This is a genomic window from Aeromonas sp. S8(2024), from assembly GCF_041403085.1.
Classification (GTDB): Bacteria; Pseudomonadota; Gammaproteobacteria; order Enterobacterales; family Aeromonadaceae; genus Aeromonas; species Aeromonas dhakensis.
In genome coordinates, this window is record NZ_JBGLRF010000007.1 from 112,918 (window position 1) to 127,788 (window position 14,871).

The 14,871-nt window shown below is 63.8% G+C and carries 11 protein-coding genes; all 11 read right to left on the reverse strand.

From position 1 onward, the window contains the following. Positions 1-11: 11 nt before the first annotated feature. Entirely contained in the window at positions 12-3,914 is a 3,903-nt protein-coding gene (locus ACB031_RS17770; protein WP_371140000.1) for a YhdP family protein, read from the reverse strand. After that, complete coding sequence (gene rng / locus ACB031_RS17775) at positions 3,915-5,384, reverse strand: ribonuclease G (RefSeq protein ID WP_371140001.1); 1,470 nt, start codon at positions 5,382-5,384, stop codon at positions 3,915-3,917. It abuts the gene before it with no gap. A 193-nt stretch (positions 5,385-5,577) separates the two neighbouring features. Further along, positions 5,578-6,165 (reverse strand): nucleoside triphosphate pyrophosphatase, encoded by a 588-nt coding sequence (locus ACB031_RS17780; RefSeq protein WP_010635366.1) that lies wholly within the window; start codon positions 6,163-6,165, stop codon positions 5,578-5,580. A 51-nt stretch (positions 6,166-6,216) separates the two neighbouring features. Then, the gene (gene mreD, locus ACB031_RS17785) at positions 6,217-6,702 is read right to left on the reverse strand and encodes a rod shape-determining protein MreD (RefSeq protein ID WP_005308115.1); all 486 of its coding nucleotides are present in this window, start codon (positions 6,700-6,702) and stop codon (positions 6,217-6,219) included. After that, entirely contained in the window at positions 6,702-7,595 is an 894-nt protein-coding gene (mreC, locus tag ACB031_RS17790) for a rod shape-determining protein MreC (protein WP_005308113.1), read from the reverse strand. The genes mreD and mreC overlap by 1 nt, the downstream gene beginning before the upstream one ends. Positions 7,596-7,637: 42 nt before the next feature. Then, positions 7,638-8,678 carry a rod shape-determining protein gene (locus tag ACB031_RS17795; protein WP_005308111.1) on the reverse strand — a complete coding sequence of 347 codons (1,041 nt, stop codon included), beginning with the start codon at positions 8,676-8,678 and terminating at the stop codon, positions 7,638-7,640. Positions 8,679-8,882: 204 nt separating this feature from the next. Beyond that, positions 8,883-12,524: a DUF6701 domain-containing protein gene (locus ACB031_RS17800; RefSeq protein ID WP_371140002.1), complete on the reverse strand. Its 3,642-nt coding sequence runs from the start codon at positions 12,522-12,524 to the stop codon at positions 8,883-8,885. Continuing rightward, positions 12,524-12,994 (reverse strand): MSHA biogenesis protein MshP, encoded by a 471-nt coding sequence (locus ACB031_RS17805; RefSeq protein WP_371140003.1) that lies wholly within the window; start codon positions 12,992-12,994, stop codon positions 12,524-12,526. The genes ACB031_RS17800 and ACB031_RS17805 overlap by 1 nt, the downstream gene beginning before the upstream one ends. Further along, the gene (locus tag ACB031_RS17810; protein ID WP_268037891.1) at positions 12,984-13,814 is read right to left on the reverse strand and encodes a PilW family protein; all 831 of its coding nucleotides are present in this window, start codon (positions 13,812-13,814) and stop codon (positions 12,984-12,986) included. The genes ACB031_RS17805 and ACB031_RS17810 overlap by 11 nt, the downstream gene beginning before the upstream one ends. Continuing rightward, positions 13,814-14,374 carry a prepilin-type N-terminal cleavage/methylation domain-containing protein gene (locus tag ACB031_RS17815; RefSeq protein ID WP_005308094.1) on the reverse strand — a complete coding sequence of 187 codons (561 nt, stop codon included), beginning with the start codon at positions 14,372-14,374 and terminating at the stop codon, positions 13,814-13,816. Before ACB031_RS17815 ends, ACB031_RS17810 begins: the two co-directional genes overlap by 1 nt. Then, the gene (locus ACB031_RS17820) at positions 14,361-14,855 is read right to left on the reverse strand and encodes a type II secretion system protein (protein WP_025202354.1); all 495 of its coding nucleotides are present in this window, start codon (positions 14,853-14,855) and stop codon (positions 14,361-14,363) included. The genes ACB031_RS17815 and ACB031_RS17820 overlap by 14 nt, the downstream gene beginning before the upstream one ends. Between the last annotated feature and the right edge of the window lie 16 nt (positions 14,856-14,871).

Below are 14,871 nucleotides of genomic sequence, written 5' to 3' on the forward strand. Positions count from 1 at the left end.
GGGCCGCTCGTTCAGCGCTGGGCGGGCCCCGCGTGTTTGGGGGTCAGCAGGAAGGGGGTCACCTCCTGCGTCGGCAGGTTGGGGGCCACCGCGTCGACCGCCTCCTTCTGCTGCTGGTTGAGCTTGATGCGGGCCCGATCCCGTCCCGCCTCGATCAGCTTGGGATCGTCGAGCGGGCCGGAGACCCGGAAATCGATGCGGGTGACCACGTCCACCACCGGCTCCAGCAGCTTGGAGAGGGCCAGCACGTAGAGCCCGGTGATCGGGGTCAGCGAGAAGGCCGCCACCACCGGCAGGGTGCCGCCCAGGTTCGGCGAGAAGCTCAGCTCGTAGTCGAGCCGCCAGCGCACCAGGTCGGCGATGCCCTCGCCGCGCAGGTTGCCGGCCGCCCCCTTCATGTAGAAGTCGTCGTTCTCCACCACCCCCTGCTTGATCCTGGCGGAGGCCGACATGGACTCGAAGTAGAAGCCCTTGTCGAACACGTCGCGAAAATCGAGGCGCAGCTTGCGCAGCAATGAGTCAAGGCTGAGCAGGGAGAGCAATCGCGCCCCCTTGTCGTTGACCTCGCGCAGGGTGCCCCCTTCCAGCTGGTAGTCGACCTTGCCGGCCAGGGTCGGCAGGTTCGGCCGGTAGGGCACGTCGCGCCAGCTCAAGTCCAGCGCCATCTTGCCGGGTGCATCGCCGATGGGCGAGGTGTAGCCGAGCCGCTTGAGCAACAGCTCGCTGTTGTTGCTGCTGATGTGGGCGCGGGCACGGGTCTGCATGCCGTCCGCCCCGGCCAGCCACTCGGCGCTGCCGTTCAGCTGGCTGCCCGCCAGCCGCATCTCCAGCCCCTTGAGGCTCAGCTTGTCGGCCCCCGGGATCAGCTCCCCCTTCACCTCCCCCAGCGGCAATTCACCGAAGCGGCAATCCACGCAGCTGAAGGTGAGCCAGGGGATGGCATCCATGATGGCCTTGTCCTGTCTGGCATCGGGATCCGGGCTCAGATCCGAACTCTTGCCGGACCAGTAGATACGGGCGAACTTGGCATCGATGGGCTGGCGATCGGAGACCGGCAGACGCACCACCCCCATCACGTCCGGGCTGTCGATCATCACCTCGGTGGCCTGATTGACCGGCCCCACTGTGAAGTGCACCGCCTTGAGGTTGGCGCTGCCGATGTCGGCGCGGGCCAGCTGGCCGTCTACCCACCACTCCTGCGGCAAGAAGGCGGGCCCTACCACCGCATTGCCGCTCGGCGCCGTGCTGGCCGGCAGCCACTGCTTGAGACGGGCCAGCCAGCCGGCCACGTCGGCCTGCTGCTGGTTGATGGCGAGCAGCATGGGCCGGTCGCGCAGCACCCGGGCACCGGGCTGACCCACGTCCACCCGCACCCGGCTGAGGTAGGGCACGCCGTCGCCGTACACCAGCCGGCTCTGCATGTCGACGTCGGCCCCCAGCACGGCGCGGATGTCGGCACTGCCGTCGCGGCCGCGGGCGGTCACCTTGAGCGGCAGCCGGCTGTCGGCTGCCTTGGCGAGCGGCGCGGGCAGATCCAGCCCCATCCCCTGCAGGTTGGAGTCCAGCGCCAGCTGGAAGCTGAACGGCTGATCGCTTGGCAGGGTCAGCCCCAGGCTGCCGGCCCAGTTGCTGCGCCCCTTGAGGATGGCCAGCGCCGGGATGTCCTGGCGCTGGCGGCGGCTGTCCCACTGCCCCTTGAACTTGAGATCGACCTGATAGCGATTGGGCTGCTGGCGGCCCTGGTAGTCGAGGGTAAGCGGCTGGTTCCACAGGCTCGCCTTGAGGTTGCTGAAACGGGTCTGCTCGTTGTCATACTCGAGCCGCCCCTGCACCTGCTCCAGCGGCAGATCCAGGCTGGTGATCCGCACCTTGTTGTTGCTGAACAGGGCATCGCCGCTGGCCTTGACCTCGCTCTCGCCATCCAGCGGAATATCCAGCTTGACCGAGCCCTTCATGGGGCCGCGGATCTCCACCTCCCGCAGCGCCTGACCGACCGAGCCGCCGAGCGGCGAGTCCTGCAGATAGTCGCTGATGGCCTTGCCCTCGCCCTCAACCTTGGCATCCACGTAGAGGTGGGCCCCCGGGTAGAGATCCGGGATCCAGGCGTGCACCGAGTCGGAGCTGGCCTTGCCGAGCCGGGTGGCGCGGCTGTTCATGTCGAGGCTGGCGTTCTGGAACAGCAGATCGATCTGCAGGTCGGTGAGCGGTTGCCAACCGGGGAAGAATTCATAGGAGGCCTGCTTGAGTGGCACCGCCACCTGGAAGATGCCCTCGCCCTTGCTATAGGGGAAGTCGCGGAACTCGCCATACCAGAGCAGGTCAGCCCCCTTGGCCTTGCCCCCCTTGATGGCCCCGCTCAGGTAGTCCACCAGACTCTTGTCCATCACCTGCAGCGGATAGTAGCGATCGGCGTTGGCCGCATTCTTGACGTCGATGCGGCCGGTCAGGGCAAGGAAGGGGTGTTCGAACAGCTCGAGCCGAAAGCGGCTTGCGAGGCTCAAATCCGGGTTGTCCAGCACCAGATCCTGGCCATAGAGCACCCAGCCCTGCGGCACCTGCCACCAGTCGAGCCGCGCCGAGAAACGATCGACTGGGATCGGTTCCTTGAAGTGGCGGGCCGGGTCTATGGCATCGTTTGCCAGTTGCAGCCTGGCGCTGCCGCCGGTCGGAGTGAGCCAGAACTCGCCGTTGAGGTCGCGCACGCCGGGCACGTCGTGCCAGGCGTTGACCCTGATGTGGGAGAACTGGCCGCTGACGGAGAGCCCCTGCCAGCCGGCATCCGCCTGCAGGATCAGATCCTCAATCTTGCCGGTCGGGCGGGTGCGTTTGAGGGTCTCGGTCAGTTCAGGATAAATCCCCGACACCAGCTGGCTCAGGTTGGCGATCTGGTCCAGATCGATGGCCGGCACATAGCCCTGGATGCGATCGCCGACTCGCTCGAGCTGCAGCCGGCTGTGCAGCCAGGGCTTGCCGTCGAGCTTGAAGGTGACGTCGTGGCTGGCAAACTGCCACTCCTTGCCGTCCCGGCGCAGCTGGATCTTGCCCCCCTGCAGCCCGAGCCGGTGCAGGTCACCCTGTTTTTTTTCATCCTGCCAGATCAGGTAGTTGTCGCCAAACGCCAGCAGCGAGTCCCCCAGCTGACCGGCCTTGAACTCGCTCCAGAGCTGGAAGTCGAGCTGGCCACTCACCTTGGGCTCCCCGGCATGGGTGCGCGCCAGCATTGGGCTGATATCGAGCTGGCGGGCCCCCAGATAGAGCTGGCCCTTGAGCCGATCGAGCCGTACCTGGGGGGCATCCACGTCGACGATGAGATCGAGAGTGCTCTCGCCCACCCCATTGATGAGATAGGCCTTGCCGACCCCCTGATGGCGTTTGCCGCGGTTCTGCCAGCGCAGCTGGGCGATGTCGAGGGCCCGCACCTCCCCCAGCGCCGTGGTGAGGCTGAGGCGGGTGTCGTGAATATCGAAGGTGGAGAGCTGGGTCAGCAGAAAACGCAGCAGGGCCTGCTGCTGGTCGCTGCCGTCACCGGTTTCCGGCTCCGCGGGCTGACTTAAATCCAGCGCTATGTCGCCATCGCTCAGGATCAGCTGACCAAATACCGGCTTGAGTTCGTTGAGGGAGCGCCAGAAGTCGAGGTGGGCCCACACCTTGCCAAGGCGCAGGGCGAAGCGACCCGAGTTCGGCGCGATCACCAGCTGCTGCAGCTCGAGGGCCGGGCCGCGCTGGGTCCAGTCCAGCCCGATGCGATCGACGCTGGCCTCCAGCTTGCTGTCGGCCAGCAGGGTATCGAGCAGCGCCTGTCTGTGCTGATTGAGCAGGGGGCCGCCAACGCGTACCAGACTGACCAGGATGGCCAGCAGCACGAAGAAGACCCCGAGGGCCAACCAGCCCCGACTCAGCCAGCGATAGACCAATTACATCATCACCACGTCGAACTGCTCCTGCCCGCAGAGCGGCTCGCTCACCACCCTGACCTGCTTGCCGATGAACACTTCCAGTTCGGCCAGGCTGTGGGACTCCTCGCCCCGCAGATAGTCGGCCACCGCCGGGGCGGCGTAGACGGTGAACTGATCCGCGTCGTAGGCGCGGTTGACCCGGATGATCTCCCGCAGGATCTCGAAACAGACCGACTCCACCGTCTTGACCCGGCCGCGCCCCTTGCACTCGGGGCACTCGGAGCAGAGCACATGCTCCAGGCTCTCGCGGGTACGCTTGCGGGTCATCTCCACCAGGCCGAGCTGGGAGAAGCCGTTGACGTTGGTCTTGGCTCGATCCTTGGACAGCGCCAGCTCCAGGCTGTGCAGCACCCGGCGGCGATGATCCTCGGACTGCATGTCGATGAAGTCGATGATGATGATGCCGCCGAGGTTGCGCAGGCGCAGGTGGCGGGCGATGGCCGCCGTCGCCTCGACGTTGGTGTTGAAGATGGTCTCTTCCAGATTGCGGTGGCCGACGAAGGCCCCGGTGTTGATGTCCACCGTGGTCATGGCTTCGGTCTGGTCGATGATGAGGTAGCCGCCGGATTTGAGCTCTACCTTGCGCTCCAGCGCGCGCTGGATCTCGTTCTCCACGTCGTAGAGATCGAAGATGGGGGATTCGCCGGAGTAGTACTCCAGCTTGCCGGCCAGCTCAGGCACGTACTCCTCGGTGAAGCGCTTGAGCTGATCGAAGCTCTGGCGCGAGTCGACCCGGATCTTGTCGAGCTCGGCGCCGACGAAGTCGCGCACCACCCGAAAGGCCAGGCTGGGATCCTCGTAGAGGATCTTGCAGGGGGGATACTTCTGCTTGCGCTCCAGGATCTTGCGCCACAGGCGCTTCAAGAAGGCGGCATCCTGCTCCAGCTCCTGCTCACCCACCCCTTCGGCGGCGGTGCGGATGATGTAACCGCCCAGCTCGTCCACATAGCCGGCCACGGTACGCTTGAGGCGCTCGCGCTCCGCCTCGGACTCGATGCGCTGGGAGACACCCACGTGAGCGCTGCCCGGCATGAACACCAGATAGCGGGACGGCAGGGTGATGTCGGTGGTGAGGCGGGCCCCCTTGGTGCCTAGCGGATCTTTCACCACCTGCACCATGATGTCCTGCCCCTGGCGCACCAGCTCGGCGATGTTGCCGGCCTGGAACTGCTCCTTCTCCTTCACCGCCACGCACTCGGTGTGGGGCACGATGTCGGAGGCGTGCAGGAAGGCCGCCTTGTCCATGCCGATGTCGACGAAGGCCGCCTGCATGCCGGGCAACACCCGGCTGATCTTGCCCTTGTAGATGTTGCCGACGATGCCGCGCTTGGCCTGACGCTCCACGTGCACTTCCTGCAGCAGACCGTTCTCGACCAGGGCGACCCGGGTTTCGGAGGGGGTGACGTTTACCAGCAGTTCTACCGACATAAGTTACCTTGCCTTTCTAGTTTTAAATTCTGGCAGCCAAACCGGCGCGCAACCGGTGAGTAACGCAGTAAGAAACAGCCGGCGGTTGTCACCGACCTATGCCTTGCCTGTGATGGCTTCAAATTCTGGCCGCCCTGTTCGAATGCCATGCCGGCCAGTGAGGCGGGCGGCGCTGACCACGGCGGCGACGGGATTAGCGGACCTGTTCCAGATGATGCTTGATCAGCAGATCCGTTTCCAGCAGGGGCAGGCCGACCACGGCGCTGTAGCTCCCCTCGATGCGGCTGACGAACTTGCCGGCGATGCCCTGGATAGCATAGGCGCCGGCCTTGTCGCAGGGCTCGCCGGTACGCCAGTAAGCCTCGATCTCGGCCTCGTCCAGCTTGCGAAAGGCCACGTTGGTGGTGACCAGTCGCACGTCGCAGCGCTCCGGGGTGGCCAGCGCCACCGCCGTCATTACCTGATGCACCTTGCCGGAGAGCGCTTCCAGCATGTCTTTGGCATCGAGCAGATCGGAGGGCTTCTCCAGCACCCTGTCACCCAGCACCACTATGGTGTCGGCCCCCAATACCGGCAGCGCCGTGGGCGCGGCGGCCACGCCGGCCATCGCCTTGTCGCGGGCCAGCCGACACACGTAATCCTGGGGCTTTTCACCCTCTTCCCGCTGTTCCGGCACATCCAGCTTGAGGACTTCGAAACGGTAACCCAGCTGAGTCAGCAGTTCGTGGCGGCGGGGTGAGCCCGAGGCGAGATAGAGTTGCAGTTCGTTGTGCTTGTTCATAATCGCTTGATGAGATGAGGTACGGTTACAATTAGTTGTTTTTACTCACATTCACTTGATATTGAAGCGCCGGCGCACCTTGCGCAAGACCAGGAAAACCCAGGGCCATATTAGCATGGTGCTCAGGGTCGACCAGAAGTAGGCGAAATTGAGGCTGGCCCGGCTGAACAGGTGCTCGGCCCAGAAGATGGTCACCTTGCCCACCAGCGAGAGGCAGCCGATGATCAGCGCCTGTTGCCAGAGGGAAAAGTTGCGGATCTTCTGGAACTGGAACGCCGCCAGATAGGTGGTGATGGCCATCGCCATGGCCCGCACGCCGAGGGTGCTGCCAAGCAGCACGTCCAGCAGCAGGCCCGCCACCCAGGCGGTACCGACGTTGGTCCGGTGCGGCAACGCCAGTGCCCAGTAGATGAGCACCATGGCGAGCCAGTCAGGCCGGAAGGGTTCGAGTTGGAAAGGAAGCGGCAGGATCGACAGGCTCAAGGCCAGCAGGATCGAGATCCAGATCCAGATCCTGCCGCTGGCGGGTTGTAACATCAGCGCGTCGCTCCCGCAGCAGAAGGCGCCGGCGCGGTAGCCGGGGCCTCTTCATCGTCATGCACTTCCGGTTTCTTGTCGGTCCACAGCAGCAGCAGGTAACGCAGGCGGTCCAGCGCCACCAGCGGTTTGGCCTCGACCTGGGCGAAGGGCTTGCCCTCCACGTAGTCGGAGCGGGTCACGGTCGCCACCGGATACCCTTCCGGGAAGCGGCCGCCGAGGCCCGAGGTGACCAGCAGATCGCCGACCTGCACGTCGGTATTGCGCGGCAGGTTGCGCAGCTCCAGCTTGTCGAGCTCGCCGCTGCCGGAGGCAATGGCACGCAAGTCGTTGCGCAGCACCCGCACCGGGATGCCGTGGCTGGAGTCGGTGATGAGCAGGACGCGGCTGGTGGTGGAGCCCACGTGCAGCACCTGACCTATCACCCCCTGATCGTTGATCACCGGCTGGCCGTTGTAGACACCGTCCAGCGCCCCCTTGTTGATCAGCACCTGATGGCTGAAGGGGTCGGAATCCACCGACAGCAGCTCAGCCACCATCTTGCGGGACTCCTTGTGCACCGGCGAACCGAGCAGCTCGCGCAGACGCTGGTTCTCGTGCTCCAGATGATCCATCTTGAGCAGGCGCGAGCGCAGGGTGAACAGCTGTTGTTCCTGCTGCTTGGTCTGCTCGATGAGGCCGGCCCGGGTCTGCACCTGGGTCGACATGGTGTCAAGCAGGGTGCCTGGCGCATTGGCCATGTATTGCAGCGGGCTGACGAGTGAGCTGAGGTAGACGCGGACGTGGCTGAACACACCGAAGCGAGAGTCCGCTACGATGGCAGCAATGGAGATGATGACGGCGAGAAACAACCGTAACTGAAGCGAAGGGCCTCTACCAAAAATGGGTTTCATGGGTCGTCAAAAAAGAGCCGGCACGCTGGCCGGCTTTGGGTCTTATTCGTAGTGGAACAGATCGCCACCGTGCATATCGATCAGCTCCAGCGCCTTGCCGCCGCCACGGGCCACGCAAGTCAGCGGATCTTCGGCCACCACCACAGGGATGCCGGTCTCTTCCATCAGCAGACGGTCGATATCTTTGAGCAGGGCACCACCACCGGTCAGCACCATGCCGCGCTCGGAGATGTCGGAAGCCAGCTCGGGCGGAGACTGCTCCAGCGCTACCATCACGGCGGAGACGATGCCGGACAGCGGCTCTTGCAGCGCTTCCAGGATCTCGTTGGAATTCAGGGTGAAGCTGCGCGGCACACCTTCGGCCAGGTTGCGACCACGGACTTCGATCTCGCGCACCTCTTCGCCCGGATAGGCGGAGCCGATCTCGTGCTTGATGCGCTCGGCGGTGGCTTCCCCGATCAGGCTGCCGTAGTTGCGGCGCACGTAGCTGATGATGGCTTCGTCGAACTTGTCGCCGCCGATGCGGACGGACTGGGAGTAAACCACACCGTTCAGGGAGATGATGGCCACTTCGGTGGTACCACCACCGATGTCCACCACCATGGAGCCGGTCGCTTCGGAGACCGGCAGGCCGGCACCGATGGCGGCAGCCATGGGTTCATCGATCAGGTAAACCTCGCGGGCGCCGGCGCCCAGAGCGGATTCCTTGATGGCGCGACGTTCCACCTGGGTGGAGCCGCACGGTACGCACACCAGCACACGCGGGCTGGGGCGGAAATAGTTGTTGTCGTGAACCTGCTTGATGAAGTGCTGCAGCATCTTCTCGGTCACGTAGAAGTCGGCGATCACGCCGTCTTTCATCGGGCGAATGGCGGAGATGTTACCCGGGGTACGACCCAGCATCTGCTTGGCGGCATGACCGACAGCAGCGACCGATTTGGCGTTCCCGCGCTCTTGGCGAATGGCGACAACTGAGGGTTCGTTAAGGACGATCCCTTGATCTTTTACATAGATCAGGGTGTTGGCAGTTCCCAAGTCGATCGACAGATCGTTGGAAAAGACGCCTCTGAGCTTTTTGAACATGGCTACGGGAAATCCTAAGAATTTGGAGGTGCAGAAAACCGGCTAACTTTACCAATGCCCACCCCAATCGGCAAGCGCTCAAACTGTCGCCAGCCCATCGGGCGCGACAAAAATGCGAGTCATCACTCACCCGCACAAGCCGGCAAACGCTAATAAACAAGGGGATAGGGGGTCGGCGGCCAGCCAGCGCCCCCGCAGCCCCGCTCAATGCATCACTTCGCGCCGATAAATAATTCTGTCATTACCGCGACTTGAGCCGAAAATGGCCTCTCCCTGCAGGGTCTGGGGATCCGACAGCCAGAGTGGTTGTGTCGGCTGTTTCGCTAGCTCCACCCGGTAGGGAATGCGCACCGCCATCTCGGGTTTGCCAAACTGCAGCAGGATTTCGCCATCTTTGGCCACCGCCGCCATGCCGCCCGGCGGCGAACTGCCCAGCCCCAGCTTTATCTTGCGATTGCCCCCTATGTTGAGCTCGCTGCTGGCAGAATCGAGGCTCTGGCCTGCGCCCGAGAAGCTGAAGCCCTGATTGGCCAGCGACAGCAGGGTGCATTGATCCAGCCTGTTTTGCTGCCAGCCACCGGCCTCGTAATACTGCATCTGCTGCGCCACGGCCAAGGCGGCCGATGCCACCCCGGTCTCGGTCTTCGCCAGCAGCCGGCCGAAATAGACCTGCATCGGCACTGTGTCGATCAGGCGGGCGTTGCAACTGCCACCACCGCAGTCACCCACCACCCCATCGTTGAAATTGGGCATGGCGATCAGGCTTCTGTCGCCATCGTTGTCCCGCATGTAGAGGCCAAACAGCAGCGACTTGTAGGGGCCATCCGGCTGGACGTCAGACACGCGAACGAACTCGCTGCTGCCGGTAAAGGCGGCTCGTCCATCGAGCCATGGCAGCGGCTGCAGGCTGCGCAGGCGGCTCGACAAGGTCTTGCCATCCTTGTCGTTGGCCACAGTGATAAACGCACTGCCCTTGGCGAAATCCCCCGTGTAATTCGCCGTCTGGGCACCGGCCAGGTTGCGGGCGCGCACATCCAGCGCAACCCCGAAGGGCTGCCCCATATATGTGAAGGGATCGCAGGCCGGTACTATGTCGCCGCTCACCAGCTCGAAGTCGGCCGGGATGAAGCGGCCCACCGGCTGGCTCTGGCTCGGCGGGACCGTGGTATTGAAGTAGCCATTGGTCGGCGGGGTCGCCGTCAGCCTGAACACCCCCACCTCGCTGACGCTCTGTTCCATGCTGGTCGTCCCGTTGGCCGCGGCGCCATGGTCATAGCTGGTTTTACCCAGGCTGGCGGTTTTGCCCGGCGTCGGCGCCACCAGGGTATTGCTCAGGGCGATGCCGCTGAGCGAGAAATTGGGGGTCGCGAGATTGCCGGTGCAGATGTCGCCGTCGTTGGCTGACTCCCAGGCCACCGCCTTGATGTCGACCTGAAATGACTCCCCCGCCTTCTTGAAGATCGGGCAGCTGGCATAGTTGCCCGTACATGCTGCCGCAGCGGTCGTGATGCAGAGCCCCACCGGCCGCGCCACAAACGCATCCGAGCCCAGCATCACCAGGCCAGCTTCACTGCCGGTGCCGTCGTAGCGGGCATCCAGCTGAACCTTGCCGGCATCCGGATAGGTGACCGTCATGCTCGACTGCCCCTGGGCATCGAAGCTGAGGGAGAGCGCAGTGGCATTGCCCTGGCTGGTGCCGATCACGCTGTTGTTGACGCTCATTCTGCTGTTGTAGATGTTGCTGGCAGGCGAGACATAGCTGCTCCAGAACTTGATGCTCTTGCTCTGGTTGGCAAACCCCGGTACGCACTGCTTGGTCACGTCGCTCTTCTTGACCGCCTTGATGGCCACCGTCTGCGGCTGGTTCGAGTAGGTGTCGGGCACATCGAAGATGAAGCCGCTGTCGGCAAAGGTGAGGGTGCAGGCGGAGCTGCTCAGCGCCCCGCCACCCGAGCGGCAGAGGGTGGTGCTGAGCGGCTTGGTCGAGGGCGTCGAACCGCTGACCCCCACGGTGACCGCGCCTGCCGTCGTGTTTCTGAGCTGCAATGTTGTGCTGCCGCCGCTGAAGTTGACTACGTTGCCCCCGACCCAGCCGCCGCTGGTCGTCGTGGTGGGGAGCAGGGTCGCGCTGACCGGATCGGTGATCAGCACGCTGCAATCCGGGTTGGCACAGGCCCGGATGGTGAGGGTTTCCGGGTTGCAGGTCAGCGCATTGCCGCTGTGATCGAACTCGAAGTGATCGATCTGGGTACCTACCGGGCTGGATCGCAGGGCGCAGATCCGTACGTTGTCTATCTCGTGGTAGTTGGTGACCGAGCCGGTTGAGCCGGTCAGCGACAGCAGGAAATTGGCCGGCACCGCCGCCTGACCGGCTTGGCTCGCCATGTTGAGGGGGCCGATCAGGGAGCTGTAGCCAGCCCCGGTATCCCGCTCCACCGTGGCCAGCGAGCTGCCAGCCACCCGGGAGTCGACCGTGATGCGATAGCGGTGGGGCCGGTTGCCGTTGGTGCCGCTGTCGACGGTCGGGCTCAGGTAGCTGCCGGTACCGGCGAGATAGTTGTAGCCTGAGGTGCCCGACCCAGAGCCGCGGATGGAGACCGCCTGCGGCCGCGACCCCAGGTTGGCACTTCCCCCCTCGTTGGCATAGTTGCCGTACTCATCGAGCCCGACCCCGAGCCAGCCGCCGGCAAAGCCGCTGAGGTCGGGCTTGTAGCCATAGCCCAGCGGGCCGCCGAAGGCCCCCGGCTGCGGCGTTAGGGTCGAATCGGAGAGCACCACCGCCATGCCATCGGCCCCGCTCGTGCCGAAGGTCTTATAGGCGTATTGATCGAATTCGATCGTCACCAGGTTGCCGGCCCCCGGAAAGAGGCGCTGGAAGGTCGCCGAGGTGGCCTGATCGGTGACGTTCTGGGTGAGTCGCAGGCGGCCATTCTGTACCGATGGCAGGGTACTGTTGTTGCGCTGGGCCACCACCCAGCTGTCCGGGTTGATCTGGCCGCTGTCGAAACCGTCGGTAAAGCAGGTCAACGGCGGCGGCACCGAGTAGTCGTTGATGCTGGACTGGGCATCCATGCTCAGGTAACCGGCCGTTACCCTGCCATAGACGGTGGCATTGTTGTTCATGGTCAAGCGGCCGTCGGTGTAGAGATAGCCATAAAATGTGGTGGCGTTATCGAGCACCATGTTGCCGTAGCTAACCCAGACAAGGCTCCCCTGACCATTGCTGTTGACGCTGACCGTATTGAGCAGAGTGACGTCCTGATTGACAAAGATCCGGGTTGTGCCGCTACCGGAGAGGCGAATGGTCACGTTGTCGATATTCAACTTGTCGATGAAATAGTCACCGTCCCCCAGTATCAGAGTCGCCTTGTTAAGCAGAGTCAGGGTCTTGATCTGATACGAGCTGCGACTGGGGAAGGTCATGGTGCAGCCGTCCACTTTCATGGTGCGATAGGCAGCGTTGGAGGCAGTTTGAGCGCCTGATGAGCAAGTCAGGTCATTGCTGGCAGCTATGGTCGGGAACTTGTTGTTGCCTGTCAGCGCAAGGCCGCGGATATCGCTGCCGGTGACGGCGCAGACCTTGTAGCCTCCCGCTCCGTTATCGCAACGGGGAGTATTGTTCTGATCCGGCTGGATGGAGCAGAAGTTGAGCGGCAACCCGCCGGTACCGTTGATCTTGGCGTTGTTGAGCTGGCTCAGCTGATAGCCGCTGATCTGGTGGCAAACATCGTTGTTGTCGTCATGATGACCCTGCACCACGGCCGGAAAAAAGGTGCCGGTATCGATGGGATCGAAGGCCCAGACCTGGCTAGTGAAGAGGGCCAGCGCCCACAACCATTTCATCATCAGCCTCCGTCATACGCTTCGACCATCAGGGTACGGCTCACCCTGAAGTCTGGACTGGCACTGGTCAGGTCATTGCGCAAACCGCAGGTGCCGACACTCTCGAGCCGATAGCCGGTGCTCGTCACGTTGTTGAAGCTGGTCGCCAGGGTGCGGCACTGCACCACCGCCTGACAGTCGACCAGCCCGGGGGTGCCGGCGAAACTGATCGTCCTGCTGGGCTCGCACTGTGCCGGTGGCTGGGGCTGGGCCGCCGTCCGGTTGGGGAACAGTCGATAGAGCGCCACCTCCAGCCCGCTCTGGGCCGCCAGCAGGGCGCGCACGCTGCGCACCTCCACCGTGTTCTTCTCGCTGCTGTCGAGCAGAAAACGCCCCATGACCGCCGCCAGCATGGCCATCACCACGATCACGAACAGGGCGATCATCAGGGCACTGCCCCCCATCTTCTTGCTCTGGCGCCGCTCAGGGAACATTGAACACCCCCAGCTTGTGGTTGAAGGTGACCGCTTCCCCCTTGCGCTCGAACACCAACCGCACGCCGAACTCCCCTTCGCTGTTGAAGGCCGTGGCCTCCCGATAGAAAGAGCCGGCCCGCAGGGAGTCGGCCATCAGGATCCCCAGCGGCATGGCCGCGCTTGTACCATTCAGCGCCATGCTGGCGCGGTACATGGACCCCGCCTGCACACAATAGCGTACCTGTTCGCGGGCAAAGTAGACCCGGCTGCCAGGGGAGAGGCCGGCCAGACTCTCGGTCGCTGCGTAGCGCAGGGTCTGTGCCCCCGAGACCGGAGCCAGCACTTCGGTGACCCTGGCGACGCAGCGCCCGTACTCGCAACCATTGCTGAGCGCAGGCTGGTTGGCATCGGGCAGCGGGAAGACGGCCAGCAGATCCCCCACCGCGACTGCACTGGCATCCGGGCTAAAGGGATCGACGGCCGAGGCAGGGGTGGCCATCACCAATTCGAGGGTGGTTGTGCTGCCGGACACATTCCGGTTGAGGGCGATGTAACGGCTGGAGGTACTGATGGGCCAGAAGCGCAGGCAGGGACCGCTGTCGCTCCAGCTGCCGTCCAGGGTCTCGATGCGCTCGGAACCCGGCAGCGCATTGCGTACTTCGCGGTTGAGCCGCTCCATGGCGAAGCGGGCATCACTCATCAGCTGCTCGCGGCTGCTGGCATCCCCGTAGATCTGGCTGCCGATGCCGATGAACTGGCTGGCGAAGGTGGCCATGATCCCCAGCAGCAGGATCACCATCACCAGCTCGATCAGGGTAAAACCGCCCGCCGTCCGCATCAGTAGTTGCCCCGATAGAAAGAGAAGTCGAGCACGCTCTCATCCGGCAGTTTGATCTGCAGATCGATGCGCTTGCCCACCGAACAGGGGGACGCACAACTCTTGAAGGTGCCATCGCTGAAGTCGACCGGGCTTACCGCAATCCTGACCTGATAGTTGCGATACTCGTCGCTGGCGATGATGCCGCCGCTCTGGGTGTAGAAGCTGGCATCCTGCCAGTTGCCGGCGGTATCGAAATCGTCCACGTCGTTGAACGCATAGGGGGTGGGTTCACCATCCGGACCGTAGCGGGTCGAGCAGGCGGCAATGGTGACACCGGCCACCACTTCACCACAGCGATAACGACCGCCATTGTGATCCGACTGCTCGTCGAACGACTTTTGCTGGATCTCGCCGGCCAGCCGCTGGGCCAGCTGAGCCGCCCGCACCTGCTGCACCGGATCCACCGCGCTGGGGGCCTGGTTGACGAGCAGACCCAGGATGCCGGTCAAGGCCACCGCCAGCAGCACTATGCCGACGATGAGCTCAATCAGGGTAAAACCGCGATCAGGGGCTCTCATGAATGAAGCCCTCCGACTCTATCTTGATGCCGCCCGTCTCCTGGCCATCGCTGACCCGCAGGGTGCAGCCCGTGGCACAACCCCCGAGCGGCCTGCCCATCTGATCGAAGCGCAGCACGAAACTGCTGGCGTTATTGAGGGAGACCGCCATACCGGCGGAAGGAGTGACAAGACGGCCACGGGTGCGTTGATTGTCGCTCCAGCCGGCCATGAGGCCGGGGGCCGGACAGCCAGCCCCGGTCGCCGCCAGCGTGATATGGGCAAAACGGGAAGCCTCCACCACCAGCTGGGTACAGCGGTCGGCGGGTTCATGCATGTTGATTGTCTGCACCAACCGCAGCCGGGTCAGCAGCTCATCACGCAGGGTTTGGGTTTCAACGCCGCCTTTGCCCAGCCATTTGGGCACGGCAAAGGCGGCCAGAATCCCGAGCAACAGGATCACGATAACCAGTTCAATCAGGGTAAAGCCAAGTCTGCTCATTGAAATAGATCGCATA

Coding starts and splice junctions, on each gene's coding strand:
- ACB031_RS17780 (WP_010635366.1), bottom strand. CDS start 6,165: ATGAACAAGCACAACGAACTGCAACTCTATCTCGCCTCGGGCTCACCC.
- ACB031_RS17810 (WP_268037891.1), bottom strand. CDS start 13,814: ATGCGGACGGCGGGCGGTTTTACCCTGATCGAGCTGGTGATGGTGATC.
- ACB031_RS17800 (WP_371140002.1), bottom strand. CDS start 12,524: ATGATGAAATGGTTGTGGGCGCTGGCCCTCTTCACTAGCCAGGTCTGG.
- rng (WP_371140001.1), bottom strand. CDS start 5,384: ATGTCGGTAGAACTGCTGGTAAACGTCACCCCCTCCGAAACCCGGGTC.
- ACB031_RS17815 (WP_005308094.1), bottom strand. CDS start 14,374: ATGAGAGCCCCTGATCGCGGTTTTACCCTGATTGAGCTCATCGTCGGC.
- mreD (WP_005308115.1), bottom strand. CDS start 6,702: ATGTTACAACCCGCCAGCGGCAGGATCTGGATCTGGATCTCGATCCTG.
- ACB031_RS17820 (WP_025202354.1), bottom strand. CDS start 14,855: ATGAGCAGACTTGGCTTTACCCTGATTGAACTGGTTATCGTGATCCTG.
- ACB031_RS17805 (WP_371140003.1), bottom strand. CDS start 12,994: ATGTTCCCTGAGCGGCGCCAGAGCAAGAAGATGGGGGGCAGTGCCCTG.
- ACB031_RS17795 (WP_005308111.1), bottom strand. CDS start 8,678: ATGTTCAAAAAGCTCAGAGGCGTCTTTTCCAACGATCTGTCGATCGAC.
- mreC (WP_005308113.1), bottom strand. CDS start 7,595: ATGAAACCCATTTTTGGTAGAGGCCCTTCGCTTCAGTTACGGTTGTTT.